The sequence below is a fragment of the Streptomyces sp. NPDC048442 genome (assembly GCF_040651475.1).
In the GTDB taxonomy this organism is placed as follows: Bacteria; Actinomycetota; Actinomycetes; order Streptomycetales; family Streptomycetaceae; genus Streptomyces.
On record NZ_JBEZKB010000034.1, the window covers coordinates 57776 to 82970 of the forward strand.

General features: G+C 70.2%; 21 protein-coding genes, 1 pseudogene and 1 riboswitch. Of the genes and pseudogenes, 3 read left to right on the plus strand and 19 right to left on the minus strand.

Annotated features, from left to right (window positions below; genetic code table 11):
* Positions 1-53: 53 nt before the first annotated feature.
* Positions 54-1043 carry a LysM peptidoglycan-binding domain-containing M23 family metallopeptidase gene (locus AB0D18_RS35330; protein WP_362428301.1) on the minus strand — a complete coding sequence of 330 codons (990 nt, stop codon included), beginning with the start codon at positions 1041-1043 and terminating at the stop codon, positions 54-56.
* A gap of 4 nt (positions 1044-1047) precedes the next feature.
* A riboswitch (cyclic di-AMP (ydaO/yuaA leader) is annotated at positions 1048-1241 on the minus strand.
* 327 nt (positions 1242-1568) lie between these two features.
* Between AB0D18_RS35330 and AB0D18_RS35335 the strand changes: the two genes are divergently transcribed.
* Positions 1569-2369 (plus strand): tyrosine-protein phosphatase, encoded by an 801-nt coding sequence (locus AB0D18_RS35335; protein ID WP_362428304.1) that lies wholly within the window; start codon positions 1569-1571, stop codon positions 2367-2369.
* A gap of 26 nt (positions 2370-2395) precedes the next feature.
* Here AB0D18_RS35335 and AB0D18_RS35340 read toward each other — a convergent pair whose 3' ends face one another.
* The 18 genes from AB0D18_RS35340 to AB0D18_RS35425 form a co-directional block, all read right to left on the minus strand.
* Positions 2396-2653, minus strand: coding sequence for a DUF6126 family protein (locus AB0D18_RS35340; protein ID WP_362428306.1), 258 nt, complete (start codon positions 2651-2653; stop codon positions 2396-2398).
* A gap of 1 nt (position 2654) precedes the next feature.
* Positions 2655-3275, minus strand: coding sequence for an XRE family transcriptional regulator (locus tag AB0D18_RS35345; RefSeq protein ID WP_362428309.1), 621 nt, complete (start codon positions 3273-3275; stop codon positions 2655-2657).
* A gap of 128 nt (positions 3276-3403) precedes the next feature.
* Complete coding sequence (locus tag AB0D18_RS35350; protein ID WP_362428312.1) at positions 3404-4834, minus strand: aspartate aminotransferase family protein; 1431 nt, start codon at positions 4832-4834, stop codon at positions 3404-3406.
* Positions 4835-4839: 5 nt separating this feature from the next.
* On the minus strand, positions 4840-6753 hold the full coding sequence (gene dxs / locus AB0D18_RS35355; protein ID WP_362428315.1) for a 1-deoxy-D-xylulose-5-phosphate synthase: 1914 nt from the start codon (positions 6751-6753) through the stop codon (positions 4840-4842).
* A 165-nt stretch (positions 6754-6918) separates the two neighbouring features.
* Positions 6919-7941 (minus strand): adenosyl-hopene transferase HpnH, encoded by a 1023-nt coding sequence (gene hpnH / locus AB0D18_RS35360; RefSeq protein ID WP_362428318.1) that lies wholly within the window; start codon positions 7939-7941, stop codon positions 6919-6921.
* Between the two features lie 5 nt (positions 7942-7946).
* A complete protein-coding gene (locus AB0D18_RS35365) occupies positions 7947-8612 on the minus strand; it encodes a 1-hydroxy-2-methyl-2-butenyl 4-diphosphate reductase (protein WP_362428321.1) in 666 nt (221 codons plus the stop codon).
* A 50-nt stretch (positions 8613-8662) separates the two neighbouring features.
* Positions 8663-10684 (minus strand): squalene--hopene cyclase, encoded by a 2022-nt coding sequence (shc, locus tag AB0D18_RS35370; RefSeq protein WP_362428323.1) that lies wholly within the window; start codon positions 10682-10684, stop codon positions 8663-8665.
* Positions 10685-10792: 108 nt separating this feature from the next.
* Positions 10793-11884, minus strand: coding sequence for a polyprenyl synthetase family protein (locus AB0D18_RS35375; protein ID WP_362428326.1), 1092 nt, complete (start codon positions 11882-11884; stop codon positions 10793-10795).
* The gene (gene hpnE, locus AB0D18_RS35380; RefSeq protein ID WP_362428328.1) at positions 11881-13293 is read right to left on the minus strand and encodes a hydroxysqualene dehydroxylase HpnE; all 1413 of its coding nucleotides are present in this window, start codon (positions 13291-13293) and stop codon (positions 11881-11883) included. The genes AB0D18_RS35375 and hpnE overlap by 4 nt, the downstream gene beginning before the upstream one ends.
* 172 nt (positions 13294-13465) lie before the next feature.
* Positions 13466-14404 (minus strand): presqualene diphosphate synthase HpnD, encoded by a 939-nt coding sequence (gene hpnD, locus AB0D18_RS35385; RefSeq protein WP_362428331.1) that lies wholly within the window; start codon positions 14402-14404, stop codon positions 13466-13468.
* Between the two features lie 8 nt (positions 14405-14412).
* A complete protein-coding gene (gene hpnC / locus AB0D18_RS35390) occupies positions 14413-15315 on the minus strand; it encodes a squalene synthase HpnC (protein WP_362428334.1) in 903 nt (300 codons plus the stop codon).
* Positions 15316-15731: 416 nt separating this feature from the next.
* Positions 15732-16550 carry an ABC transporter ATP-binding protein gene (locus AB0D18_RS35395; RefSeq protein ID WP_362428337.1) on the minus strand — a complete coding sequence of 273 codons (819 nt, stop codon included), beginning with the start codon at positions 16548-16550 and terminating at the stop codon, positions 15732-15734.
* Positions 16543-17472 (minus strand): ABC transporter permease, encoded by a 930-nt coding sequence (locus AB0D18_RS35400; protein WP_362428340.1) that lies wholly within the window; start codon positions 17470-17472, stop codon positions 16543-16545. Before AB0D18_RS35400 ends, AB0D18_RS35395 begins: the two co-directional genes overlap by 8 nt.
* 102 nt (positions 17473-17574) lie before the next feature.
* Positions 17575-18420 (minus strand): glycosyltransferase, encoded by an 846-nt coding sequence (locus AB0D18_RS35405; protein WP_362428394.1) that lies wholly within the window; start codon positions 18418-18420, stop codon positions 17575-17577.
* A gap of 50 nt (positions 18421-18470) precedes the next feature.
* Complete coding sequence (locus AB0D18_RS35410; protein ID WP_362428343.1) at positions 18471-19253, minus strand: CDP-alcohol phosphatidyltransferase family protein; 783 nt, start codon at positions 19251-19253, stop codon at positions 18471-18473.
* A complete protein-coding gene (locus tag AB0D18_RS35415) occupies positions 19228-20295 on the minus strand; it encodes an iron-containing alcohol dehydrogenase family protein (RefSeq protein WP_362428346.1) in 1068 nt (355 codons plus the stop codon). The genes AB0D18_RS35410 and AB0D18_RS35415 overlap by 26 nt, the downstream gene beginning before the upstream one ends.
* A complete protein-coding gene (locus AB0D18_RS35420) occupies positions 20283-21020 on the minus strand; it encodes a phosphocholine cytidylyltransferase family protein (RefSeq protein WP_362428349.1) in 738 nt (245 codons plus the stop codon). The genes AB0D18_RS35415 and AB0D18_RS35420 overlap by 13 nt, the downstream gene beginning before the upstream one ends.
* Positions 21017-22804, minus strand: a complete 1788-nt coding sequence (locus tag AB0D18_RS35425; protein WP_362428397.1) for a DUF5941 domain-containing protein — start codon at positions 22802-22804, stop codon at positions 21017-21019. Before AB0D18_RS35425 ends, AB0D18_RS35420 begins: the two co-directional genes overlap by 4 nt.
* Positions 22805-23243: 439 nt before the next feature.
* Here AB0D18_RS35425 and AB0D18_RS35430 point away from each other — a divergent pair, with 439 nt between their 5' ends.
* Together AB0D18_RS35430 and AB0D18_RS35435 are read left to right on the plus strand one after the other, a co-directional pair.
* On the plus strand, positions 23244-24185 hold the full coding sequence (locus tag AB0D18_RS35430) for a cation diffusion facilitator family transporter (RefSeq protein WP_362428352.1): 942 nt from the start codon (positions 23244-23246) through the stop codon (positions 24183-24185).
* Positions 24186-24428: 243 nt separating this feature from the next.
* Positions 24429-25166, plus strand: a pseudogene (locus AB0D18_RS35435) (class I SAM-dependent methyltransferase); the annotation flags it as partial.
* Positions 25167-25195: the final 29 nt, after the last annotated feature.

A 25195-nucleotide genomic window follows, 5' to 3' on the forward strand; every position in this document is an offset into this window, starting at 1 on the left:
GAAGCCGTACGCGGGAAGGGCCGGAGCCCGCCGTCAGCGTGCGGTGAACGCGGTCAGAGCGAGACGCCGTTGCTGCGCAGATAGCCCAGCGGGTCGATGTCCGAGCCGTAGCCGGGGCCGGTGCGGATCTCGAAGTGCAGGTGCGGTCCCGTCGAGTTTCCGGTCGAGCCGGAGTAGCCGATCTGCTGGCCGCCAAAGACGCTCTGGCCGGAGCGGACGCTCAGCGCGGACAGGTGCGCGTACTGCGAGTAGCGGCCGTCGTTGTGCTTGATGACGATCTCGTTGCCGTACGCGCCGCCCCAGCCGGCGGAGACGACGGTGCCCGCACCGACGGCCTTGACCGGGGTGCCGGAGGAGGCACGGAAGTCGACACCGGTGTGGTAACCGCTCGACCAGCTGCCGCCGGAGGCGCGGTACGGGGTGGAGACGCCGGACGGGACGGGCGCGGAGAAGCCGGACCCGGAGCTCTGCTGCCGCTTCTCGGTGCGCTGTTGCGCATGCTTCTCGGTGCGCTGCTCGACGCGCTGTTCCGTACGCTCGGTGCGCTGCTGCGCCCGCTCGGTGCGCTCGGCCTGCTTCTGCGGGGCGGGCGTCGAGGCCTTCGCCCCACCGCCCGCACCGGAGCCCGCGGGGGCCTTGCCGCCGAGGGTGAGCTTCATGCCGGGGAAGATCATCTCCGGGTTGTCGCCGACGACCGACTCGTTGTCCTTGTACAGCTTCTGCCAGCCGCCGCGCACGCTCTTCTCCGCGGCGATCTTCGACAGGTTGTCGCCGGTCACCACGGAGTACGTACGGGTGTCCGTCTTGCGGGAGTCGGCCTGCGGCGCGGCGGCCGGGCGCTCGGCCGTCCGCTGCTGGGGCACCTGCTTCAGCGGCGCCTTCTCCGGCAGCGCGACGGGAGCCGCGGTCTTCTCGGCTGCGTGCGCCCCCGTGGCCCCGATCAGCGGCAGCGCGAGTGCCGCACCACCCGTACCGGCGGCGACGAAGCCGCGGGTGAGCGTCGAACTGGACTTGGGGCGGCGGTGCTTACCCTTTGCAGGCATGACGGATTCCTCTCCGGCGCCTGCGAGGTGAGCTGTCGGGTTCGGGCTGGAGATGCCCGGCCGCGCTCCCTGGAGAGCGCGACTTCACCCCTAGCCGTACCGGAGGGTGGAGCGCTTCCGGTGCCGGCGTACTACCTGGGTCCCCCGCTCCTGCCACACGAAGAAGTCATGGGTGCGGATTCCGGGCGGTGGCAGGATTCGGCGGTCCGCCCGGATTGACGGTGAACCTAGGCGAGTGCAGACCTTTCGAACAAGCCGTTCCCGTCTTCTCCTTCCCCTCGACACTCCTTCTCCACGGCTTTCCCGGTGGCCCGCGCCGGTCACTTCCGCCATCTCCCGCCTCTGGCCTGCCCTTTGACGCACCGACACCTCCGGGCACCCCCTCCCTATGATTCTGCTCACTCACCCCCCGTTCCAGGGCGACTTGGGTGCCTAAGGCATCTATTCTGGCCGGTCATGTCGTATCGTCGGTCCGTGCCCGGCCGGTGCGCTTCGCGCCGGCGGACGACCGCGTGAGGAGCATTCGTGACGCAGCAGGTTTCGCCGTCGGCCGAGCCCGATCTGGCAGGTGTACGGAACTTCCGGGACGTGGGCGGTCTGCCGACGGTGGAAGGCCGGTCGGTACGGTACGGGCGGCTCTTCCGCAGCGGTCACCTGGCGCACGCCACCGAAGCGGACACGGTGTTCTTTGACTCGCTCGGGCTGCACACGATCTTCGACTTCCGCAATACGGCGGACCAGGAACTGGAGGGCCCGGACGTCGCCCTCGCCGGCGTGCGGAACGTGAACATACCGCTCAGCGACCCGGCGGACGGCGCCGAGTTCTGGCGGATGGTGCGCGACGGCAACCTCGACCAGCTGCGCGAGATCCTCGACGACGGCAAGGCGGCCGCCCGTATGGCGGGCTCCTACCGGCGGATGATCGTGGAGCGGACGGCCGAGCACAGCCGGGTGCTGCACGCCCTCGCCGAGGACAGCGTGCCCGCGCTGATGCACTGTGCGGCGGGCAAGGACCGGGCGGGCCTGGCGATCGCGGTGACGCTCCTCGCGGTGGGCGTCGAGCGCGAGGCGATCGTGGCGGACTACGTGAAGTCGAACGACCCGCACCGCCGCTACAAGGTGCGCCGCAGCAGCGACTCCCCGGAGGCGACGAACGCCCAGGTGATGGAGTTGCTCGCACCGCTCTTCGACGCCCGCGCCAGCTACCTCGAAGCGGCCTTCGGCGCCCTCGCGGACACCTGGGGCGACACCGACACCTACCTGACGCAGGGCCTGAAGCTGACGCCTGCGACGCGCGAGGCACTGCGCGAGCGGCTCACCGAATAGCCCCCTGAACACCCTGAACAGAAGACTCAGCCTTCGCCGCCGAGCGTGAACAGCAGGTAGATGAAGGCCGCGAAGACGTGGCCCACGGCGATGTACAGGAAGACGCGCAGCACCAGTCCGCGCGGCGCCCGGTCCTCGACGAAGCCGAGCACGCCGGACTTCCCGGCGCCGTCGTTCCAGTCGGCCTTCTTGCCGGTGTTCGACTTCTCGTCGTGGGCCGCCTCCTGGGCGGCCCTGGCGATCGCGGCCATCGCAGCAGTCTGTGACTCGGTGAGTTCCGGCATCTCATGACTCCTGGGGCAGGCAGAGCCCGGCGACGGTGCTCTGCATCAATGTGTGGACGAAAAGCAGCTCGGCCCCGGCCGGTGTCACCGAGGTGATCCGGTGCGGGGTGAGCGAGTCGAAGTGGGCGCTGTCGCCCTCGTCCAGGAGGTGGACACTCTCCCCGAGGACGAGCCGCAGCCGCCCTTCGAGGACGTACAGCCACTCCTCCCCCGGGTGGACGCGGACGAGATCGCCCTGCGCCGCGTGCGGGACGTGCACCCGCAGGGCCTGCATGGCCCGCCCGGAACCGCCCGCCTGCCGGTACGTCCAGCCGTCTGCCTCGCGCGCGGCCATGTCCCCGGCCCGCAGTACGGAGTCCCGGTCGCCCGTTCTCTCGCCGAGCAGTTCGGAGACGGTCGTACCGTAGATACGGGCGAGCGAGAGCAGCATCGGCAGCGAGGGCTGGCGCCGGCCGGTCTCCAGCCGGGAGAGGTGCGCGGGCGAGAGCGTGGCACGGCGGGCCGCAGCTTCCAGGGTGAGACCGCTACGGCGGCGGAGTTCGCGCAGGTGGGGGGCGACCGGAGGCATTTCCCCGGGGCCCTCGCCCGAGCCTTCGGCGGCCTCTTCGAGGCGTGGCGTCATGGATCCATTGAGCCAGAGGGGTTGCCCCAGAGGCAAACTTATTGCCTCTGGGGCAAAAACCCTTGAGTCGGGCACCCCCTTGAGCCGGGCACCTCAGCGGGGCTGGAGATCCCGCCGAGCCGGACACCTCACCGGTTGGCGACCGCCTGCTTCACCAGTGTCCTGCCGAAGTCCCACATCAGGCCACCGCCGCTGTGTGCGTCGTCCATCACGGCGCTGAACGCGTCGACGAAGCGACTCACCTCCTTCTCCCCCACCGTCAGCGGCGGGATCAGCTTGATCACTTCGAGGTGGTCGCCGGAGACCTGCGTCAGGATCCGGTGCTTCTGGAGCAGCGGCACGACGACCATCTGCGCGAAGAGCCCCTTGCGGGCGGCCTGGAGCATGGTCCAGCGGCTGCGGAGCTTGAGTGACTGCGGGCGGCCGAACTCGATGCCGATCATGAGTCCGCGCCCGCGCACGTCGTGCAGCAGCTCGTACCTGTCGATCAGAGCGGTCAGCCGTGACTTCAGCAGCTCGCCGGTCCGCCGGGCGTTCGCGACGGTCTCCTCGTCCTCCATCACCGTCAGCACCGCGAGCCCGGCGGCCATCGCCTGCGCGTTGGATCCGAAGCTGGCCGAGTGGACGAGCACCCGGTCCATCGACGAGTACACCTTCTTGAAGATCCAGTCCTTGCCGAGGGTCGCCCCGACCGGCACGTACCCGCCCGACAGGGCCTTGGCGACGCACAGCAGGTCCGGCTCGACTCCGTCCTCGTGCTGATACGCGTAGAAGTCCCCGGTCCGCCCGAGGCCGGTCTGCACCTCGTCGGCGATCAGGAGCGCCTTGTGCTTGTGCAGCAGCTCCTGTGCGGCGCGCAGGAATCCGGGCGGCGTCGCGTGCACCCCCTTCCCCTGGATCGGCTCGACGACGAAGCCCGCGACATCGCCGCGCCTCAACTCCCTTTCCAGCGCGCCCAGATCGCCCATGGCGATCGCCGTGTCGGGCAGCAGGGGTGCGAAGCCGTCCCGGAATCCGCTCTCCCCGTTGACCGAGAGGGAGCCGGTGGTCAGGCCGTGGAAGGCGTGCGTGCAGTACAGGATCCGCGGCTTCCCGGTCGCGTACCTGGCGAACTTCAGCGCGGTCTCGACCGCTTCGGTCCCGCTGTTGCCGAAGAACACCCGGTCCAGGTGCGGACTGTGCGCGAGGAGCTTCTCCGCGAGCAGTCCGGGCAGCGGCTGGCAGTCGAAGCGGGTCAGGTCCGCGAGCGAGGCGTCGAGCACGTCGTGCAGGGCCTTGCGTACGACGGGGTGGTGGCGGCCCAAGCCCATCACGCCGAAGCCGGCCAGCATGTCGAGGTAGTCGTTGCCTTCGGCGTCCCAGAAGTACGCGCCCTCGGCCCGTTCGTAGACCCGGTCGAAGCCGATGGTGTGCAGCACCCGCGGCAGCTGGTGGTTGAGGTACCGCGTGTGCAGCTCGTACCGTTCCCCGCCACGTGCGGCGAGCAGCCCCGCCAGGTCGAAGCCCTTGCCGCCGGAGCCCTCGGCGGCCCGGAGGCCCTTGGGCGCGTCCTGTGCCATGGTCGTCAGTTCTCCTTCTCCACCGGTCGGATGCGTACGGATTGGTCGGACGCGTACGGGGCGAGGGCCGCGCCGATGCGCCCCGCGATCTCGACGGGCGTGAGTCCGATGTCGGCCAGTACTTCAGCGCGCTTGGCGTGCGCGAGGAACTGCTCCGGGATGCCGAACGTCCGCAGCGGTACGTCGACGGCGGCGTCCCGCAGCGACTGACCGACCGCCGAACCGACGCCTGCCGCACGGGAGTTGTCCTCCACGACCGCCACCAGCGAGTGCAGGGCGGCGAGCGGCGCGAGGGCGGGATCGACCGGCTTCACCCAGCGCGGGTCGACGACGGTGCACCGTACGCCCCGCTCCCTGAGCAGCTCCGCGGTTTGCAGGCACACTCCCGCGAACGCCCCGACCGAGACCAGCAGCACCTCGGGGTCCTCGTCCCGGTGCAGTACGTCCAGGCCGCCGACCCGGTCCACCGCCGGGTACTCGGGTCCCACCGACTCCTTCGGGAAGCGCACCACGGTCGGTGCGTCGTCGACGGCGACCGCCTCCCGCAACTGCGCCCGCAGCTGTACGGCGTCGCGCGGTGCGGCGATCCGAAGTCCCGGCACCACCTGGAGGATCGACATGTCCCACATGCCGTTGTGCGAGGGCCCGTCGGCGCCGGTCACGCCGGCCCGGTCCAGTACGAAAGTCACACCGCACTTGTGGAGGGCGACATCCATCAGAACCTGGTCGAAGGCACGATTGAGGAATGTCGCATACACCGCGAACACCGGATGCAGGCCGCCGGTCGCCAGCCCCGCCGCCGAGACCGCGCCGTGCTGCTCGGCGATACCCACGTCCCACACCCGGTCGGGGAACGCCTCGGCGAACTTGGTCAGCCCCACCGGATGCAGCATCGCCGCCGTCAGCGCCACCACGTCGGGCCGCTCCATGCCGACCTTCACCATCTCGTCCCCGAACACCGAGGTCCACGAGGGCCCGTTGGACGGCGACAGCGGCTCGCAGGTCAGCGGGTCCATCGCCCCCACCGCGTGGAACCGGTCAGCCTCGTCCTGCTCGGCGAAGGCGTACCCGCGGCCCTTCTGGGTGAGGCAGTGCACCAGCACCGGGCCGTGGAAGCGCTTGGCGCGCCGCAGCGCGGACTCCACCGCCGCCACGTCGTGCCCGTCGATCGGCCCGACGTACTTCAGCCCCAGGTCCTCGAACATGCCCTGCGGTGCGAAGGCGTCCTTGAACCCCTTCTTGGCGCCGTGCAACGACTCGTACAGCGGCCGTCCGACGACCGGTGTGCGCTGGAGCAGTTCCTTTCCCCACGACAGGAACCGCTCGTAGCCGTCCGTGGTCCGCAGCGTCGCCAGATGGTTCGCGAGGCCGCCGATGGTCGGTGCGTACGACCGCTCGTTGTCATTGACGACGATGATCAGCGGCCGGTCCTTGGCGGCGGCGATGTTGTTGAGCGCCTCCCAGGCCATGCCGCCGGTCAGGGCCCCGTCGCCGATGACCGCCACGACGTGGTCGGGCCGCCCGAGCACCTGGTTGGCCTTGGCCAGCCCGTCCGCCCAGCCCAGGACGGTCGACGCGTGCGAGTTCTCGATGACGTCGTGCACGGACTCCTCGCGCGAGGGATAGCCGGACAGGCCGCCCTTGCCGCGCAGCTTCGAGAAGTCCTGACGTCCCGTCAGGAGCTTGTGCACGTAGGACTGGTGGCCGGTGTCCAGCAAAATCCGGTCGACCGGCGACTCGAAGACGCGGTGCAGCGCGATCGTCAGCTCCACCACGCCGAGATTGGGGCCGAGATGGCCCCCGGTCCTGGCCACCGCGTGAATCAGGAACTGCCGGATCTCCTCGGCCAGTTCGACGAGCTCTTCTTCGTTCAGCGCCTTCAGGTCCCGCGGACCCCGGATACCTTCCAAGATCGCCACGTTCGGCCCCCTCTCGGATTACTGTTCAGCTCACCGCGGCGGGGACGTCCCCGCCGACCGCCGCCGGCCCGGCCCGGATCCGCCGCGGGCTGCGGCGCATCGCGAGCGGTCGGGCCGGCGGCACGGGGAGCGCCGGTTCGCACCGGCGCTCCGGCGGTCCTCACCTCACTTGCGGTTGCCCGAGACGGTCTCGCGGGCGGCCCTGATGGACTCCTTGAGCGAGCCCATCGTCGCCAGGACGGCCGTCGGCTCGTAACCGCAGTGCGCCATGCAGTTCGCACACCGCGGGTCCTTGCCGCGCCCGTACTTCGACCAGTCGGTCTCCTCGATCAGCTCCCGGTACGTGGGTACGTACCCGTCGCTCATCAGGTAGCAGGGCCGCTGCCACCCGAACAGGGAATAGTTCGGGATCGCCCACGCGGTGCACGGGAAATCGGCCTTGCCCTCCAGGAAGTCCAGGAAGAGCGGCGAGTGGTTCAGCCGCCACTTCTTCCGGTTCCCCCCGGCGAACGCCTTCTTGAAGAGCTCCCTGGTCTGCTCGACGCCCAGGAAGTGCTCCTGGTCGGGGGCCTTCTCGTAGGCATAGGCGGGCGAGATCATCATCTCGTCCACCTGCAGGTCGTCATTGAGGTAGTTGAGCACCTCGATGATGGTCTGCGGGGTGTCGGTGTTGAAGAAGGTCGAGTTGGTGGTGACCCGGAAGCCGCGCTTCTTGGCCTCCTTGATGGCGGCCACCGCCTCGTCGAAGACGCCCTCCTTGGCCACCGACTCGTCGTGCCGCTCGCGCAGCCCGTCGATGTGCACGGCGAACGCGAAGTACGGCGAAGGCGTGAACTTCTCGATCTTCTTTCGCAGCAGCATCGCGTTGGTGCAGAGGAAGACGTACTTCCTCTTGGCCACCAACTGCCGCACGATCTCGTCGATCTGAGGATGCATCAGCGGTTCGCCGCCGGCGATGGAGACCATCGGGGCGCCCGATTCGAGCACCGCCCCCACGGCCTGCGCCACCGGCATGCGCTGCTTGAGCACCCCTGCCGGATGCTGGATCTTCCCGCAGCCCTCGCAGGCGAGGTTGCACGCGAAGAGCGGTTCCAGCTCGACGATCAGCGGGAACTTCTCGCGCTTGCGGAGCTTCTGTTCGAAGAGATACGTCCCGACCCTGATGGTCTGACGGAGCGGCATTGCCATCTGGCTCACCTCCTGGGGAGCAGCAAAGAACGGTGCCATTCATAGAACGCCGGCAGTACTTGGCGGAGAACACGGAAGGCCGATATTCCTCCGCCGAGCGTGCCGAGTCGAACGAGTTCGTGCCCGGGTGCGTCCACTACCACCCGGACGGCGGCAACGGGCCGCGGCCCGGCCCGCAGCGCACCGGCGAGGGTGGCGGCGGACTCCATGTCCACCCCGATCGCCCCGGTGGCCCGCAGCGCGGCCCGTTCGGCCGTGCCGCGTACGACGTGGTCGCTGCCGGTCAGCGGTCCGGTGTGGACCACCCGGCCCGGCAGCGCCCTTGCCACCGCGCCGGCCAGCAGCTCCGCGTCCGTACAGACGGTGGAGCCGCGGCCGTCGCGGGTCTCGGTGGCGACCACCACGTCACCGGGGTTCATGCCGGGCACGAGCCCGGCGCAGAACCCGGAGGCGATGACGGCCGCGTCCCGGACCGGGCCCTGTTCGCCGAGCGTGCGGGCGACCGCGTAGTCGGCCGCTTCCGCACCCATCCCCGTACGGAGTACGAGCACGGGTCCCGCAGCGCCGCTGCGGTCGCCGCCGCGCAGAGCGAGGCGTTCGATGCCGAGCGCGCAGGCGATCAGCAGCGGCTTGGTACTGCCGGGTCCAGCCGAACCCGGGGTTCGGGTCAATTCAGCCCCCCTCAGCGGGTGTTGCGGGTGTCTTGCCTGGTCCGGGCGGCTCACACGGCCCGGGAGGTGGGGAACACTGGCTCCCCGTGGACGTACCGGCCGAGTGCGGTGAGCGGGAACACCTGCCGGTACAGGTGGTAGTTGATGGAGAAGTCCCAGGGGAACCCGGTGCCGGTGAAGTACGGCTCGTCCCAGGAGCCGTCCGGCAGCTGGGTCTCGGCGAGCCAGGCGACGCCGCGCTCGGTGGCCTTGGAGCTGCTCTCCCCCGCCGCGATCAGCGCGAGGAGCGCCCAGGCCGTCTGCGAGGCGGTGGACACCCCCTGCCCGGCCCAGTCGGCCTCCTTGTACGAGCGCAGGTCCTCGCCCCAGCCGCCGTCCTCGTTCTGTACGGACTCCAGCCAGGTCACCGCCCGCCGGATCGCCGGGTGCGACACCGGCAGCCCGGCGGCCGTGAGCGCGGGCACCACCGACCCTGTTCCGTATACGTAGTTGACGCCCCAGCGGCCGAACCAGGCACCGTTGGGCTCCTGCTCGGCGAGCAGCCAGGTGATGCCGCGCCGGGTGCGCGGGTGGTGGGCCTTGCCCTCGACGGCCAGCATCTCCACGACGTGCGCGGTCACGTCCGCGGACGGCGGGTCGATGACCTCGCCGAAGTCGCAGAACGGCAGCCGGTTGGGGAAGGGGCTGGTGTTGTCGGCGTCGAAGGCCCCCCAGGCGCCGTTCTTGGACTGCATCCCGAGGTTCCAGCGCACACCGCGCGCGATGGCCCCCTCTATCCGCTCCCGGTCCGGGTGGGCGACCCGGCGCAGCGCCAGGATGACCTCGGCGGTGTCGTCGATGTCGGGGTAGTTGTCGTTGTGGAACTCGAACGCCCAGCCGCCCGGGGCCAGCCCCGGCCTGCGCACTGCCCAGTCACCGGGCCGGACGATCTCCTCGGTGAGCATCCAGTCGGCGGCCTTGACGAGTGCCGGGTCGTCGGCGGGCACGCCCGCGTCGGCGAGCGCGATGGTGGCGAGGCAGGTGTCCCAGACCGGGGACTGACAGGCCTCGATCATCCGGGCCCCGTCCTCGCGCCAGACCGCGAACCGGTCGAGGGACTCCAACCCGGCCCGCATCACCGGGTGTTCGAGGTCGTAGCCAAGAAGATGGAGCGCGATCAGCGAGTACACGGCGGGCGGCTGGATGCCGCCCCAGCAGCCGTCGTTCTCCTGCCGCTCGATGATCCACCGGGCGGCCGACTTCATCGCCGTACGCCGCACGACCGGCGGTGCGAACCGGTGATAGACGTGCAGCACCTTGTCGAGCCGCTGGAAGAAGCCGTCCCAACTGGCGGGCGGGGCAAGGTGCTTGGGCGGGTTCGGCCGGTGCGGATCGGTGTGCAGCTCGTCGAGGGCGAACGGTGCGGGACGGACCGGCCGCTTCGCCGAGACCACCGTCAACGGCACGATGGTCTGCCGTGCCCAGCACCCGAAATCGTAAATATTGAGAGGGACCCACTTGGGAAAAAAGAGCAGTTCCGGTGGCAGCTCGGGGAGGTCGTCCCACTTCCACCAGCCGAAGAGCGCCAGCCAGATCCGGGTGAAGACCCGGCTCGCGGCGATCCCGCCGCGGGCGCGCACCCAGGCCGCGGCCCGGGTCATGTGCGCTTCGTCCGGGAGGTCCCCGGCCAGCCGGAGGGCGACGTACGCCTCGATGGTGGCGGAGAGGTCGCCGGGGCCGCCGTAGAAGGTCGCCCAGGTGCCGTCCTCGCGCTGCTCGCCGCGGATGAAGAGCGCGGCGGCCTGCACCGTCTTCTCGTCCTGGATGCCGAGGAACTGACGGAGCAGCAGGTCTTCGGCGTCCATGGTCACATTGGTTTCCAGGTCGCCCTTCCACCAGCCCTGGGCGTCCTGCTGGGCGAGCAGATGGCCCACCGCCCGGTCCGTGGCCCGCCGCGCGGCGTCGAGGACGTCGGGGGCGGCGGTGGAATGTACGTCGGTATGGGATTCGGTATCAGTATCGGTATCGGTCTGGCTGGCCGCAGCGGTTCCGGGGTCCACGGCCCCGGAACTTCCGTCGGTCGTCGCTGTCATGGTTTCCCCTTCGTGCAGTTGGACTATCTGCTGTGCTGGGGTTTCCGTCGCCCGGCGCCCACGAGGGGCGCCGGGCGGCGACTGCGAGTCATATGAGCCGGGTGGTCGTCACCTCTTTCGTACGACCACGAAGTCGGCGAGCGCGGTCAGCTGCGCCCGTACCTTCTCCGGCATGTCGACACCGTGCAGCGCCTCGATGGCGACCGCATGCTGGCGGCGGGCCTCCTGTGCGGTCCACTCGCGGCCGCCTGCTTCCTCGATGAGGGCCGCCCTGGTGGCGAACTCCTCCTCGGAGAAGGTGTCGAAGTCATGGGACTCGGCGTCCGCGGCCAGCAGCTCGCCGAGCTTCTCGGATGCCGGGCCGCCCGCGGCGAGCGCGGCGACGACCGGCAGCGACTTCTTGCGCTGGCGCAGGTCGCTCCAGGTCTGCTTGCCGGTGGAGTCCGGGTCGCCCCAGATGCCGAGCAGGTCGTCGACGGCCTGGAAGGCGAGGCCGAGGTGGTAGCCGTACGCCTCCAGGGTGTCGGCCGTCCTGTCGTCGGCCCCGCCGAGCACGGCGCCGATGGAGACGGCGCAGGCGAGGAGTGCGCCGGTCTTGTTGCCCTCCATCTCCAGGCACTCCTCGACGGTGACCCGGTCGCGGTGCTCGAAGGAGATGTCCTGCGCCTGACCGTCGATCAGCTTCCTGGTGGCAGTGGTGAGCCGGCGTGTCGCCCGCCCCGCCTCGACCGTGCCGATCTCCAGCAGAAGCTCGTTGGCGAGCGCGAAGAGCGCGTCGCCGACCAGGATCGCCTGGGCCGGGCCGTGCACCTTCCACACGGTGTCGCGGTGCCGGCGCTGCTCGTCGCCGTCCATCAGGTCGTCGTGCAGCAGCGAGAAGTTGTGCACGAGTTCCACGGCCACCGCACCGGGCACGCCGATCTCGGCGGTGGCGCCGGCCGCCTCGGCGGACAGCAGGGCGAGTGCGGGGCGGACGGCCTTTCCGCCGTCGCCGTCGGCGGGACGGCCCTGGGCGTCGATCCACCCGAAGTGGTAGGCCGCGACGGTGTCCATGGGCGGCGCGAGCCGGTCCACGGCGGCACGCAGCACCGGGGCGGACAAGGCCCTGCCGCGCTCCAACAGCGCAGCGATGTCCACGGTGTCGACAGCCGGGTTCGCCGGGGTCACAGGCTCTCCTCTTGTTCCAGTGCTGATGCTCATGCCGCCTCCAGGGGCGGAATTTCATAGGGGCGGCCGAGCGTGGAGAGCGCTGCTTCGGCGGCACCGAGGCCGCTGCGCACGGCGCTCTCCATGGTCGCGGGCCATCCGGTGGCAGTCCACGCGCCGGCCAGGTAGAGCCCCGGCGCACGGGTGCGCGTACCGGGGCGCAGGCGCCCGACGCCGGGTGTGGGGGCGAACGTCGCGGTCCGCTCCCGGGTGACGAAGAAGTCCCGCACCCCGGCGCCGCGCGTGGCGGGCAGCAAACGCTCCAGCTCGGGGAGGTAACGCTCCCTCAGCTCGGCCACGGGCAGGTCGATCTCGTCCCCCGCGTCCGACTGCGACAGCGCCAGGTACTGCCCGCCGCCGGTCAGCCCGGACGACTCGGTGCGGTCGAAGACCCACTGCACGGGCGTGCCGAGTGCGGCGAAGAAGGGCTTGCGCAGGACCTTGCGGTCGTACACGACGTGGACGTTGAGGATCGGCGAGACGCCGATGGAGAGGAGCCGGTCGGGTTCGTCGAGCGCGCCCTTGGGCAGCAGGCCGTGCGTTTCCTTCTGCGGCACGGCGAGGACGACGGCGTCGGCGGTGATCAGCTCGCCGCCGGCCTCGACGACCCAGCTGCCGCTCTTCGTGCGGGACAGGGAGTCGGCCTTGGTGCGCAGTTCGGTGCGCACCCCTGCCGAGTCGAGTGCCTTGCGGGCCAGCGTGTCGTGCAGGTCGCCCAGCGGTACGTGGGCCCAGCCGATGTCCGCGGCGCCTGGCTCGGAGAGCAGCCCGGTCTTGAAGACCTTGGCGGCGAGGGCGAGCGAGGCCTGCGGTGCCCGCACGTTGAGGGTGGCCACGCCGACCAGGTCCCAGAGCGCCGCGATCGTACGCTCCGACTGTCCGTGCTTGCCGAGCCAGGTCGCGAAGTCGATGTCGTCCAGCGCCGGGTCTGCCGGGTCGAGGCCGTTGAGTGCGAGTGCGGCCCGCCCCACGGAGGCCCGTTCGGCGAGCGACAGGTGCGGGTACGAGGCGAGGCTGGCGGCCAGGTGCAGCGGTACGGGCAGCGCGGTGCGCCGCAGCCGCCCGAGGCGGGGGCCGCGCGGATCGCCGACGTCCAGTACGGGGACGTCCAGCCGGCGCTGCAGCGGGGCGAGTTCGGCGCCCTCGACCCGGTCCAGGAACCACCGGTAGGCGGTGCAGCAGCGCAGGTAGACGTGCTGTCCGTTGTCCACGGTGAGGTCGCCGCGCCGGAAGGAGAACGCGAGGCCGCCGAGCCGGGGCCGCCCTTCGAGCAGGGTGACGCGCACACCGGCGTCCGCGAGTTCGAGTGCGGCGGTGACTCCGGCGAGGCCGCCGCCGACCACCACGGCGGTGGGCGCGGGCGGCTGCGGGGTGTGCGCGGACAGCATGCTGTCGTGTGTCATGCGCCCTCCCCCGAACCGTCCGTGCAGCAGGCCCAGTGGGCCGTTGCAGTCAGGGACGCGTCAGGCCGCCGGAGGGTTGCGCACCGGTTCGACGAATTCCACGGATTCCATGGACTCCGTCGCTTGCACGACGAATCCCACGGTTTCACGTGAAACGCTCTTCCTGACCCCTTCAAGGACGCCTCCTGGCGGTCTGCCGGGAAATGTGTCGCGCGTCAAGACCGGAGAGTCCGCGCACCGCAACGTACGCCTTCTCACGTCCGGGCAGCGACACCCGGCCGCGCAGGATGGCCTCGGGGTCGCGTTCGATGCGGTCCAGGAGCCTGCGGTAGATGCCCGCCATGGCGGCGACGCAGGCGCCGCTGCGCCGGTCGAGGTGCGGCAGCAGCCGGTAGCCCTCGGCGAACAGGGTGCGGGCGCGGCGCACTTCGAAGTGCACCAGACCTGCGAAGTCGGAGCCCGGCGGCGGCGTGGAGCGGTGGAAGCCTTCCGCGCAGCCGAACTTGGCGAGGTCCTCGGCTGGCAGATACGTACGCCCGTTGCCCGCGTCCTCGCGGACGTCCCGCAGGATGTTGGTGAGCTGCAGGGCGAGGCCGAGCGTATCGGCGTACTCGGGAGCGCGGTCCGCGTCCCGGGCGCCGGACGGCGTGCCGAACACGCCGAGCGAGAGCCGGCCGATGGCGCCCGCGACGCAGCGGCAGTACACCTTCAGGTCGTCCCAGGTCTCGTACGTCGCCTCGTGGACGTCCATCAGGACGCCGTCGATCAGCTCGTCGAGCCCGCCGAGCGGGATCGGGAAGCGGCGGGCGGCATCGGTGAGCGCGACGGCCACCGGGTCGGTGTCGTCGTCCTCGATGTCTCCTGCGCTGATGCGGGCGAGCAGCGCCCGAGTCTCCCCGAGCCGCTTCTCCTTGACCTCCGGCGGCAGCATGCCGTCGCCGATGTCGTCCACGCGCCGGGAAAAGGCGTAGAGCGCGGACATCGCGTTGCGCTTGTCGGTGGGCAGCAGCCGGATTCCGTACGCGAAGTTGCGCGCCTGCTGTCCGGTCACCGCCTCGCAGTAGCTGTACGCGGCGAGTACCGGTGCGGACATCTCTTCGAGTCCCTCCATGGTCCGGCTCACCCCTCTCTTCGCAGAGTCGCTCCCACTTCGCGCAGCAGACTGAGCTTGGTGGGCTTGGGCGGTCCGGGGAGTACGTCGAATCCGGCGGCGTGTACCGCCTTGAGGGCGGCGCGGCCACCGGCGACGAAACCGGCCAGCAGAAGCTTCAGTCTGCCGTGCACGCTACCCACGAGCGGGGGGCCTTCATTCAGGAGGCGGGAGGCGCGTTCTGCTTCGAATGCGACCAGTGAGCGCACTGAGGAGTTGGCACTCGGCGCTGCAAGGTCTTTTTCGGACACATGAAAGCGCGCCATGTCCTCGGCCGGGAGGTAGATGCGGTCCCTGGCCAGGTCCTCGGCGACGTCCTGGAGGTGCTCGACGATCTGGAGCCCCGTGCAGACGGCGTCGGAACGGCGGACTCGTTCGGGGCTGGTGGTGCCGGTGAGGGCGAGGACGAGGCGGCCGACGGGGTTGGCCGACTTCTCGCAGTAGGCGAGCAGTTCGTCGTACGTGGCGTAGCGGGAGACCGTCTGGTCCTGCCGGTTGGCCTCGATCAGTCCGAGGAACGGCTCGGGGGTGAGGGCGCGGCGGCGGACGACCGGCTGGAGGGCCGCGAGCAGCGGGTGCCGGGGCGTCCCGCCGAAGACCCGGTGCAGGTCGGCCTCGAAGGCGTCCAGCATGGCGAGCCGGTCGTCGCTCTGCCCGGCCTCAAGACCGAGGAGTTCGGCGTCGCGGCCGCCGGGGGCCAGGTCGCCGTCGCCGATGTCGTCGACCAGGCGGGCATAGCCGTACACCGCCATCAGGTCGTCGCGCCAGGCACGGGGCAGGAAGAAGGGGGCAACCGGGAAGTTCTCGTCGGCGGCCTTGTCGAGGGTGGTGCGCGCGGGGGCGCCGGGGCGCGCGTCCCGGACCGAGGTCATCGCCGACTGCCCTCCACGAGGACGGCGAGAGCGTCTCGGAGCTGGAGTTTTTCCCAAGCCATTGCCGTCACACCTCCCGTTCTACACTGCTGACTCAAAACATCCCATTTCGGACACGCCGCCCACCACCGGACGGCGGCGAGTGCTCTGGGACAGGGCCCCAGGGGGGCATTAGCCCCACTTGCCGCGAATCAGCACCGGTACAGCTTACGTTGTACAACGCGAAGCATCTCCGCGGGGTGTTGCGCGCATTACAACAACACTCCAATCGGTTCCAACCTTCCCCTGCAATGGGCCAGTTGGCGGATCGGCCGGATTCTGACGCCCCGTGGGACGCACCCACAGGCGTACACAGGTACACAGCGACAGGGCCCCCGCCGGTTCCGGCGGGGGCCCTGCGGCCGAATGGATCCCGGCTACTTGCCGGTCTCCTTCTCGTACGCCTTGACGACTTCCTCGGTGGGACCGTCCATCAGGAGCTCGCCCTTCTCCAGCCAGAGGACGCGGTCGCAGGTGTCCCTGATCGACTTGTTGCTGTGGCTGACCAGGAAGACCGTGCCGGCCTCCTTGCGGAGCTCGCGGATCCTCTGCTCGGAGCGGATCTGGAACTTCCGGTCACCGGTGGCCAGGGCCTCGTCGATCATCAGGACGTCGTGGTCCTTGGCCGCCGCGATGGAGAAGCGCAGCCGGGCCGCCATGCCGGAGGAGTAGGTCCGCATGGGCAGGGTGATGAAGTCGCCCTTCTCGTTGATGCCGGAGAAGTCGACGATGCCCTGGTAGCGCTCGCGGATCTGCTCGCGCGACATGCCCATGGCGAGACCGCCGAGGATGACGTTGCGCTCGCCGGTCAGGTCGTTCATCAGGGCCGCGTTGACGCCGAGCAGCGAGGGCTGGCCGTCGGTGTAGACCTTGCCGCTCTCGGCGGGCAGCAGGCCCGCGATGGCGCGCAGCAGCGTCGACTTGCCGGAACCGTTGGATCCGATCAGGCCGATGGCCTCGCCCCGGTAGGCCGTGAAGGACACCCCGCGCACGGCGTGCACCTTGCGGACACCGCGGGTGTCCTGCCTCTTCTTGCCGCGCACGATGCGGTTGAGGGCTGCGGTGGCGCCGCCCTTTCCGCCGCCGCCGGTGTGCACGCGGTAGACGATGTGCACGTCGTCGGCGATGACCGTGGGGACGCGCCCCTGGTTGTCGTTCCCGGCGTTGTTGTTCCCGGCGTTGTTGTCCTCAGCCACGGCCGTAACGCTCCTCAGCCTTCCAGAAGTACACGAAGCCGAGCGCGCCGAAGAGCACCGCCCAGATCACCGCGGCGGCCCAGACGTGCGGAGGCAGGTGCTCCGCCCCGTACCCGTCGATCAGCGCGAAGCGGACGAGGTCCATGTAGACGGCCGCCGGGTTCCACTGCAGGACGTCGGCGATCCAGGCCGGCTGCTCCTTCAGCTGCTCCGTGATGCTGAACATGACGCCGGACGCGTACATCCAGGTCCGCATGATGAACGGCATCAGCTGGGCCAGGTCGGGGGTCTTGGCCCCCATCCTCGCCATGATCATCGCCAGTCCTGTGTTGAACATGAACTGGAGCGCCAGCACCGGGATCACCAACAGCCACGACAGGCGCGGGAAGTTGCCGAAGCAGACCACGATCACCAACAGCACGATCATCGAGTACAGCAGCTGCTGGAGCTGCTGCAGCGAGAACGAGATCGGCAGCGAGGCCCGTGGGAAGTGCAGCGCCCGCACCAGCCCCAGGTTCCCGGAGATGGCCCGCACGCCCGCCATCGCCGAGCTCTGGGTGAAGGTGAACACGAAGATGCCGGTGACCAGGAAGGGGATGTAGACGTCCTTGGTCATCCCCCGGCCGGCGTTCAGGATCAGCCCGAAGATCAGGAAGTAGACCAGCGCGTTGAGCAGCGGGGTCGCCACCTGCCACAGCTGGCCCAGCTTGGCCTGGCTGTACTGGGCCGCCAGCTTCGCCGAGGAGAAGGCCATGATGAAGTGGCGCCGCCCCCACAACTGCCGTACGTACTCGGCGAATCCGGGCCTGGCGCCGCTCACCGAAAGGTCGTACTTGGCGGCGAGCTGTGCCGGGGTCAGGCCCTCGTCGGGAGAGGGAGCGGCGCTCATAGCGACCGCTCCGTCTTGGGAAGTGTCACTCACAAGTGGAAACTTTCGTCTTCAAAGATGCGCAAACCGGTCGGGCGCGGGAGCGCGGATGGCCGGGTACCAGGGGCAAATCCGGTGCTCGTCGACCCGAGCTTGTCAGATGACGGGTGGTCGGCCCAGTCGGGTCAGCCGCCATACCGTACGCCACTTCATGGGACGGCGCGGACCCGCGGGGGTCGTCCACCCCTCCTTGAAACCACTGAACCACGCCTTGAGCGCCTCGCCCGAGGGGCGCCTGGCGAGGGTCAGCAGCAGCCACACCCCGACGTAGACGGGCACCAGGGGGGCGGGCAGATTGCGGCGGGCCAGCCAGACCCGGTTGCGGGCCACCATGCGGTGGTACGTCGCGTGCCGGGCGGGCGAGGTGGTGGGGTGGTTGAGGACCATGTCCGCGCGGTAGTCGATCATCCAGCCCGCGTCGAGGGCCCGCCACGCCAGGTCGGTCTCCTCGTGGGCGTAGAAGAACTCGTCCGGGAGCCCGCCGACCTCCGCCAGGACCTTCGTACGCACGGCGTTGGCACCGCCGAGGAAGGTCGTCACGCGGGAGGAGCGCATCGGGTCCGCGGCACGCAGCCGCGGGACGTGCCGGCGCTGGGTGACGCCGGTGTCCGGGTCGGCGATGCGGAAGCTGATGATGCCGAGCTTGCGGTCCGCCTCGAAGGCCTTGCGGCACAGCTCGGCGGTGTCGGTGTTCGGCAGGAGGCCGTCGTCGTCCAGGAAGAGGAGGACGTCGACGTCGGATCCGGAGGGTCCGAAGGCCTCGATGCCGACGTTGCGGCCGCCGGGGATGCCGAGGTTCTCGGGCAGGTCCACGGTGCGTACGCCGTCGGGGACGCCGGTGACCGGGGCGCCGTTGCCGACCACCACGATGTCGATCGGGTCGCCGTCCTGCTTGTGGACGGAGTCGATCAGGGCGCACAGGTCGTCGGGGCGGGTGCCCATGGTGATGATGACGGCGCCGACCTTCAGGGGTGCGCTGCCCCCGCCCGCGCTCACTTGAGCCTGCTGGAGGCGAGGATGGACACCAGGTGCAGCAGCGTCTGGAGCAGCGCGATGCCCGCGAAGACGGCGACGCCGAGCCGGGTGAGGAACAGGTCGTCCCGGACCGCGTCGAAGATCGCCAGGACCAGAATCAGCAGCGACGCCTCGATGCCGAGGATCAGCCGGTGGAACTGGAGCATGGAGGCCAGCTTGCGGGCGAGCGCCATCTTGGAGGAGCGCGGCACGCTCGCCGACTCCTGCACCGGAGGCTTGCCGCCCTGGTGACGGGCGACGGCGACGAGGTCGGTCTCCGCCTTGATCAGGATGGCGCCGAGCGCGGCCAGCGTGCCGAGGAAGGCCCAGAGCCAGTCGATGCGCCCGGGGCCCCACAGGTCGGCGGCGCGCAGGCCGACGCCGACCAGGACCGCGGCGTCCGTCAGGTAGGCGCCGACCCGGTCCAGGTAGACGCCGTTGAGCGAGAACTGCTTCTTCCAGCGGGCGACCTCGCCGTCGACGCAGTCGAGCAGGAGGTAGAGCTGGACGGCGACCACGCCGAGCACCGCGCCCCAGATCCCGGGCACCAGCAGGGCCGGTGCGGCGAGGACGCCGCAGACGGTCATGACGTACGTCAGCTGGTTGGGGGTGATCCGCGTGTTGACCAGGTACCGGTCGACGCGCAGGGAGATCTCGCGCATGTACAGGCGCCCGCCCCAGTGCTCACCGCTGCGCCGGTCCTTGACGCCTGCGGGGTGAACGACGGGACGGAGTTCAGCTACTGATGGTCGTCTTGACATAGTCGGCGTAAGCGTCCCTGATCTGGTCTGCGGACAGGTCGAGGTGTTCCAGGACGGTGAAACGTCCCGGTCGGGTCTGCGGGGCGTACTCGACGGCCTGGACGAACTCGTCGACCGTGAAGCCGATGTCGCCGGGCAGTACGGGCAGTTCGTGCCTGCGCAGTACGTCGGCGAAGAGCGCGGCCTCCGCACGGGCGCCGCGCAGGTGCATCGCGAAGGCGGCGCCGATGGCGACCTGCTCGCCGTGCGGGGCGGCCCGCCTGGGGAAGAGCAGGTCGAAGGCGTGGCTGATCTCGTGGCAGGCCCCGGACGCGGGGCGGCTGTCGCCTGCCACGGTCATGGAGATGCCGGTGAGGACCAGGCCCTCGGCGAGCACCTTGAGGAAGGCGTCGTCGCGGATGGTGCCGGGGTGGCGGAGCACGGCTTCGCCGGCCTGGCGGGCCATCGCGGCGGCGAGGCCGTCGATGGAGTCGCCGTGGACCTCGTGGGCGAGTTCCCAGTCGGCGACGCAGGAGATGTTGGAGATGGCGTCGCCGATGCCCGATCGTACGTACCGGTCGGGGGCCTGGCGGATCACGTCGAGGTCGATGACGACGGCGATCGGGGTGGGGACTCCGTAGGAGCCGCGCCCGTTGTCGTTGTCGAGGGTGGCGACCGGGGAGCAGAGACCGTCGTGGGCCAGGTTGGTCGCCACGGCGACCATGGGCAGGCCGACGCGGGCCGCCGCGTACTTGGCGACGTCGATGATCTTGCCGCCGCCGAGTCCGACGACCGCGTCGTAGCGCTGCTTGCCCTTGATGTCGTCGGCGAGCTTGACCGCCGAGTCCAGGGTGCCGTCGGCGACCGGGTACCAGTCGGCGTCCGGGAGGACCGGGGCGAGGCGCTCACGCAGGGCCTGGCCCGAGCCGCCGCTGATGGCGATGGCCAGGCAGCCCGAGCCGGAGATCCGCTGGTCCGCGAGGAGACCTGCGAGGTCGTCCAGGGCGCCCCGGGAGATGTCGACGGTGAGCGGCGAGGGGATCAGCCGGGTCAGTACAGGCACGCGATCTCCCGGCCCTTGGCGAGGTCGTCGTGGTTGTCGATCTCGACCCACTTGACGTCGCCGATGGGGGCCACGTCAATCTGGAAGCCGCGGTTGACGAGCTCCTGGTAGCCGTCCTCGTAGTAGAGGTCGGGGTCCCGCTCGAAGGTCACCTTGAGGGCGTCGGCCAGCTCGTCGGCGGCCTCGCCCTCGATGAGGGTGACGCCGATGTACTCACCGGTGGCGGTCGCCGGGTCCATCAGCTTGGTGATCCTACTGACGCCCTTGGCGGGGTCCACGATCACCTTCATCTCCTCGTCGGCGAGCTGCTTCACCGTGTCGAGCGCGAGGATGATCTTCTTGCCGTCGCCGCGGGCGGCGAGCAGGGTCTTCTCGACGGAGACCGGGTGCACGGTGTCGCCGTTGGCGAGGATCACCGTGTGCCGGATCGAGTCGCGGCCGCACCACAGGGAGTAGGCGTTGTTCCACTCCTCGGCCTTGTCGTTGTCGATCAAGGTGATGTTGAGGCCGTACTTGGCCTCCAGGGCGGCCTTGCGGTCGTAGACGGCTTCCTTGCGGTAGCCGACGATGATCGCGACGTCGGTGAGGCCGATCTCGGCGAAGTTGCCGAGGGTGAGGTCGAGGATGGTGGTATCGCCGTCCACGGGCACGAGGGCCTTGGGAAGCGTGTCGGTGTAGGGGCGCAGACGCCGTCCGGCGCCCGCTGCCAGTACCAGGCCGATCATGCGGGTTCTCCTTCGTCGTGTACGGCGGGTGCTCCCGAGGAGACCCAGAAACGGATGCTCTCGGCGAGCACCACCAGCGCGATGACCACGGCCATGACCGTGAGCGCGAGGGGGAAGTCGATCGTCGTCGACAGGGCGGCGAGCACGGCCACCACCAGGGTGCGGCCCTCGTGGCCGCCGACCGCCCGCACCAGCCAGCTCGGCGGGGCTCCGGTGCCGCCCTTGATGCGGTACACCGTGTCGTAGTGATGGTAGGCGACCGCTGCGACCAGCCCGAATGCGGCGGGCAGCGCCCCCGCGACGTCCGCCTTGACCGCGAGGACCAGGATCGTGCAGTACTCGGCGGCCCGGAAGAAGGGCGGGGCCAGCCAGTCGAGGGCGCCCTTGAGGGGGGCGGCGACGGCGAGCCCGCTGAGGAAGGCGTAGACGACGGCGGTGCCGACGAAGGTCCAGGTGCCACCGGAGAGCAGGGCGCCGGCCAGCAGGACAGCCGTGGCGACGAAGGCCAGTGCGGGGGCCAGGAAGCCGCCGCCCGGCCTGCGGGCCGCACCCTTGGCGACGGATTCGGCGAGTGGCCCCGAGTCGGCCAGGTCCACAAGGGCCTGCGCGGCCCGGTCGGTGCGGGTGGCGCGCCTGGTCAGCGAGCGCAGGACGCGGCCGGCCGTGGTGTAGCAGGCGGCGAAGGCGCAGCCGACGAGGAGTGCGTAGAAGACGATGCGGGGGGTGGTGACGGCCGTGAGGACGGCGATCATGGCCCAGCGCTCGCCGATCGGCAGCACTATCATCCGGCGCACCCAGACCGTCCAGCCGACGCTGTCGAGTTTGGTCGAGAGGGCGGCGGTGGGGCTGGCCAGCGACAATTTACCGAGCCCGGTGGCGTCGTGGTTGGCCTCGTTGAAGGAGAAGTCCACGACGTGCCGGCAGGTCTGCAGGACCATCGCGCCGAGCGCCAGCGCCCATACGTCGTCGCCGCCCCGGATCGCGCCGAGGGCGAGGCCCGCGTAGTAGGCGTACTCCTTGGCCCGGTCGAAGGTGGCGTCGAGCCAGGCGCCCATCGTCGAGTACTGGAGCGAGTAGCGGGCGAGCTGCCCGTCGGTGCAGTCCAGGACGAAGGAGAAGAGCAGCAGCAGTCCGGCGGCGACGTAGCCGCCGCGGGTGCCGGTCGCCGCGCAGCCCGCCGCGATCAGTGCGGTGATCAGGGAGGCGGTGGTGACCTGGTTCGGGGTGAAGCCGCGGCGGGCGCACCAGCGGGCGATGTACCGGGAGTAGGGGCTGATGCAGTACGTGGTGAAGAACCCGTCGCGGGACTTCACGGCCGTACGCAGCCGGATCGCCTCGTCGTCGACGGCGGCGACGGCCTGCTCGGCCTGGGTACGGGAGAGCTGGTCGGCCGGGACGGCCGCGACGAGCGCACCGAGTTCGGGGCGCTGTACGGCGACGCCTTCGGCGTCGAGTGCGTCGGCGACCGCGTCGGGGGTGCCCGCCGCCGGCGCCGTACGCAGCGCGCGGTTCAGCGCGGTGCGCGCCTCGCTCTGGGCGGTGAACGCCCCGGGGACGGCCGCCGCGGGGAAGCGGGGGTCGGTCAGGCCCAGGCGCAGCGAGTGCAGGTGGCCGACGAAGCGGGGGTCGACGAGGGCGACGCGCTCACCGGAGGGCGTCTCGTCGAGGAGCTTCGCCGCTTCGGAAGGGTCGGCGGCGGACCGCACGTCGAAGCCCAGCGACCGCAGATCGCCTTCGAGCGACGATCCGGGTACCGGCGGGCCGGTGAGGATGGCGGTCGACAGACGAACTCACTCCTTGAGCAATGGCTGCGTGCATGACAGCGTGCGCGGCTTCGGAAACCGCACGGTGCGCCCGCACACGGGTGGGCGGGGCGGCATCGGCAGAGGCTATCGGATGAACGGAAGCGGGATTTCACTGCCCGTTCACGCTTCCGCAGGGGCCGGGCCGGGCAGCCGTGCGGCCGCCGCGATCATCATCGTCGATCACCGGCCCGCCCCACAAACCGCGTGCGGGGCCGGGCGCACGGCCCTGCTCCCGATCGGCTCCCCACCGGCTCGCACGCGGCTGGAGGAGATCGCTCCGAGGCTCTGACCTGGGATCATTTCCGCAGGTCAGAGCACATGACAACGGTGTTCAGCCCCGGCTTGCTCATACCCCCTGCCAGTAGTTCACTGAGGCGGAAGAACCGATCGTTTCGTCATGTCTCAGGAGGCGGCTTTCATGGGGGCTGGGCACAATCACGGGCATTCGCACGGTGGACCGCCGCCCACCGGGACTGCGGCTGCCGCCTATAAGGGGCGGCTTCGCACAGCCCTCGGCATCACCTTGGGCGTGATGGTCGTCGAGATCGTCGGTGGTCTGCTGTCCGACTCCCTCGCCCTCATCGCGGACGCCGCCCACATGGCGACGGACGCACTCGGTCTGGCGATGGCGCTGCTCGCGATCCACTTCGCCAACCGGCCCGCCACCCGGAACGCCACCTTCGGGTACGCCCGTGCCGAGATCCTCGCCGCGCTGGCGAACTGTCTGCTGCTGCTCGGCGTCGGCGGCTACGTACTGATCGAGGCCGTCGAGCGGTTCATCACACCGGCCGAGACCAAGGGCGGGCTGGCGATCATCTTCGCCCTCGTCGGCCTGGTCGCCAACATGATCTCGCTGTCGCTGCTGGTCAAGGGCCAGAAGGACAGTCTCAATGTGCGCGGCGCCTATCTGGAGGTGCTCGCGGACGCACTCGGTTCGGTGACCGTGCTGGTCTCGGCGGGCATCATCCTGGCGACGGGCTGGAACTACGCGGACCCGATCGCCTCGCTCGTGATCGGCCTGATGATCGTCCCGAGGACGGTGAAGCTGCTGCGCGAGACTCTTTCCGTACTGCTGGAGACGGCACCCAAGGGCGTGGACATGGTGGAGGTGCGCGAGCACATCCTGCGCACGCCGGGTGTGGAGGACGTGCACGACCTGCACGCGTGGACGATCACGTCGGGGATGCCGGTGCTCTCCGCACATGTGGTGGTCAGCCAGGACCTGCTGGACTCGGTCGGGCACGAGAAGGTGCTGCACGAGTTGCAGGAGTGCCTCGGGGACCACTTCGACGTCGAGCACTGCACGTTCCAGCTGGAGCCGAGCGGCCATGCGGCGCACGAGGCGAAGCTGTGCCACTGAAGGCCTGGAGGCTCTGTCACTGACGGCTGTTAAGGTGCTCGAAGAGACGTTCGGTCTCGGACGAACCGGGTGCAGGGGGAGATGAGTTGATGACGGTCACGGTGCGCGCTGCGTCCTGCGGCATACGGTCCATCCTCATTTTCCGGGCCCTCGGCTGACCCTTCTCCCCGTACGGGACGAACCTCCGCGGGCCCCTTCCTCAAGGGATCCACGTTGACCGACCACGTCATCTTCGACGCCTTCATGACTCTTCACCGCGGCCTGCCCAGGCAGAGCCCCGGTTCCGACGCCACCACCCGGCACTTTCTCTCCCTCGCCTCCCTCGCGGGACGGCTGCCCGAGCGGCCGCGCGTGCTCGACCTGGGCTGCGGCCCCGGCCGTGCCGCACTGCTGCTGGCCGCCGAGGCCGGTGCGCGGGTGACCGCCGTCGACCTCTACGAGCCGTTCCTCGACGAGCTGCGGGAAGCCGCCGCGACCTGCGGGGTCGCGGACTCGATCCATGCCGTCAACGCCGACATGGGCACGCTCGAAGGCCCCGGCTTCGAGGACGGGTCGTACGACCTGGTGTGGGCCGAGGGGTCCGCGTACACCATCGGCTTCGCCGCCGCGCTCGCGCGGTGGAAGCGGCTGCTCGCCCCCGGCGGCGTGCTCGTCGTCTCCGAGATCGAGTGGACGGCCCCAGACCCCTCGGCCGGCGCCCGCGCCTTCTGGGATCCGCAGTACGCGATGGGCACCCGCTCCTCGAACACGGCGGCGGCCGTCGCCGCCGGGTACGACGTGCTCGCCGCGTACCTCCAGCCGGAGAGCGACTGGGACGAGTACTACGGGCCGCTCGGCGAGCGCAACGACACGACCGACCCGACCTCCGCACCCGGCATGACAGAGGCCCTCGCCATGTCGCGCGAGGAGATCGTGGTGCGCCGCGAGCACGGCGCGGACTACGGCTACACCGGGTACGTCCTGCGGCCCGCCGGCCCGCGCTGACGCGGGCCGTGCTCGATGCGGCTCCG

What these genes read in the sequence shown, in the direction of transcription:
- AB0D18_RS35330 (WP_362428301.1), bottom strand. Translation starts at nt 1,043, where the DNA reads ATGCCTGCAAAGGGTAAGCACCGCCGCCCCAAGTCCAGTTCGACGCTC.
- AB0D18_RS35410 (WP_362428343.1), bottom strand. Translation starts at nt 19,253, where the DNA reads ATGTCAAGACGACCATCAGTAGCTGAACTCCGTCCCGTCGTTCACCCC.
- shc (WP_362428323.1), bottom strand. Translation starts at nt 10,684, where the DNA reads ATGACAGCGACGACCGACGGAAGTTCCGGGGCCGTGGACCCCGGAACC.
- AB0D18_RS35430 (WP_362428352.1), top strand. Translation starts at nt 23,244, where the DNA reads ATGGGGGCTGGGCACAATCACGGGCATTCGCACGGTGGACCGCCGCCC.
- hpnH (WP_362428318.1), bottom strand. Translation starts at nt 7,941, where the DNA reads ATGGCAATGCCGCTCCGTCAGACCATCAGGGTCGGGACGTATCTCTTC.
- AB0D18_RS35340 (WP_362428306.1), bottom strand. Translation starts at nt 2,653, where the DNA reads ATGCCGGAACTCACCGAGTCACAGACTGCTGCGATGGCCGCGATCGCC.
- AB0D18_RS35345 (WP_362428309.1), bottom strand. Translation starts at nt 3,275, where the DNA reads ATGACGCCACGCCTCGAAGAGGCCGCCGAAGGCTCGGGCGAGGGCCCC.
- AB0D18_RS35405 (WP_362428394.1), bottom strand. Translation starts at nt 18,420, where the DNA reads ATGGGCACCCGCCCCGACGACCTGTGCGCCCTGATCGACTCCGTCCAC.
- AB0D18_RS35420 (WP_362428349.1), bottom strand. Translation starts at nt 21,020, where the DNA reads ATGATCGGCCTGGTACTGGCAGCGGGCGCCGGACGGCGTCTGCGCCCC.
- AB0D18_RS35375 (WP_362428326.1), bottom strand. Translation starts at nt 11,884, where the DNA reads ATGAGCATCAGCACTGGAACAAGAGGAGAGCCTGTGACCCCGGCGAAC.
- hpnE (WP_362428328.1), bottom strand. Translation starts at nt 13,293, where the DNA reads ATGACACACGACAGCATGCTGTCCGCGCACACCCCGCAGCCGCCCGCG.
- AB0D18_RS35350 (WP_362428312.1), bottom strand. Translation starts at nt 4,834, where the DNA reads ATGGCACAGGACGCGCCCAAGGGCCTCCGGGCCGCCGAGGGCTCCGGC.
- hpnD (WP_362428331.1), bottom strand. Translation starts at nt 14,404, where the DNA reads ATGGAGGGACTCGAAGAGATGTCCGCACCGGTACTCGCCGCGTACAGC.
- hpnC (WP_362428334.1), bottom strand. Translation starts at nt 15,315, where the DNA reads ATGACCTCGGTCCGGGACGCGCGCCCCGGCGCCCCCGCGCGCACCACC.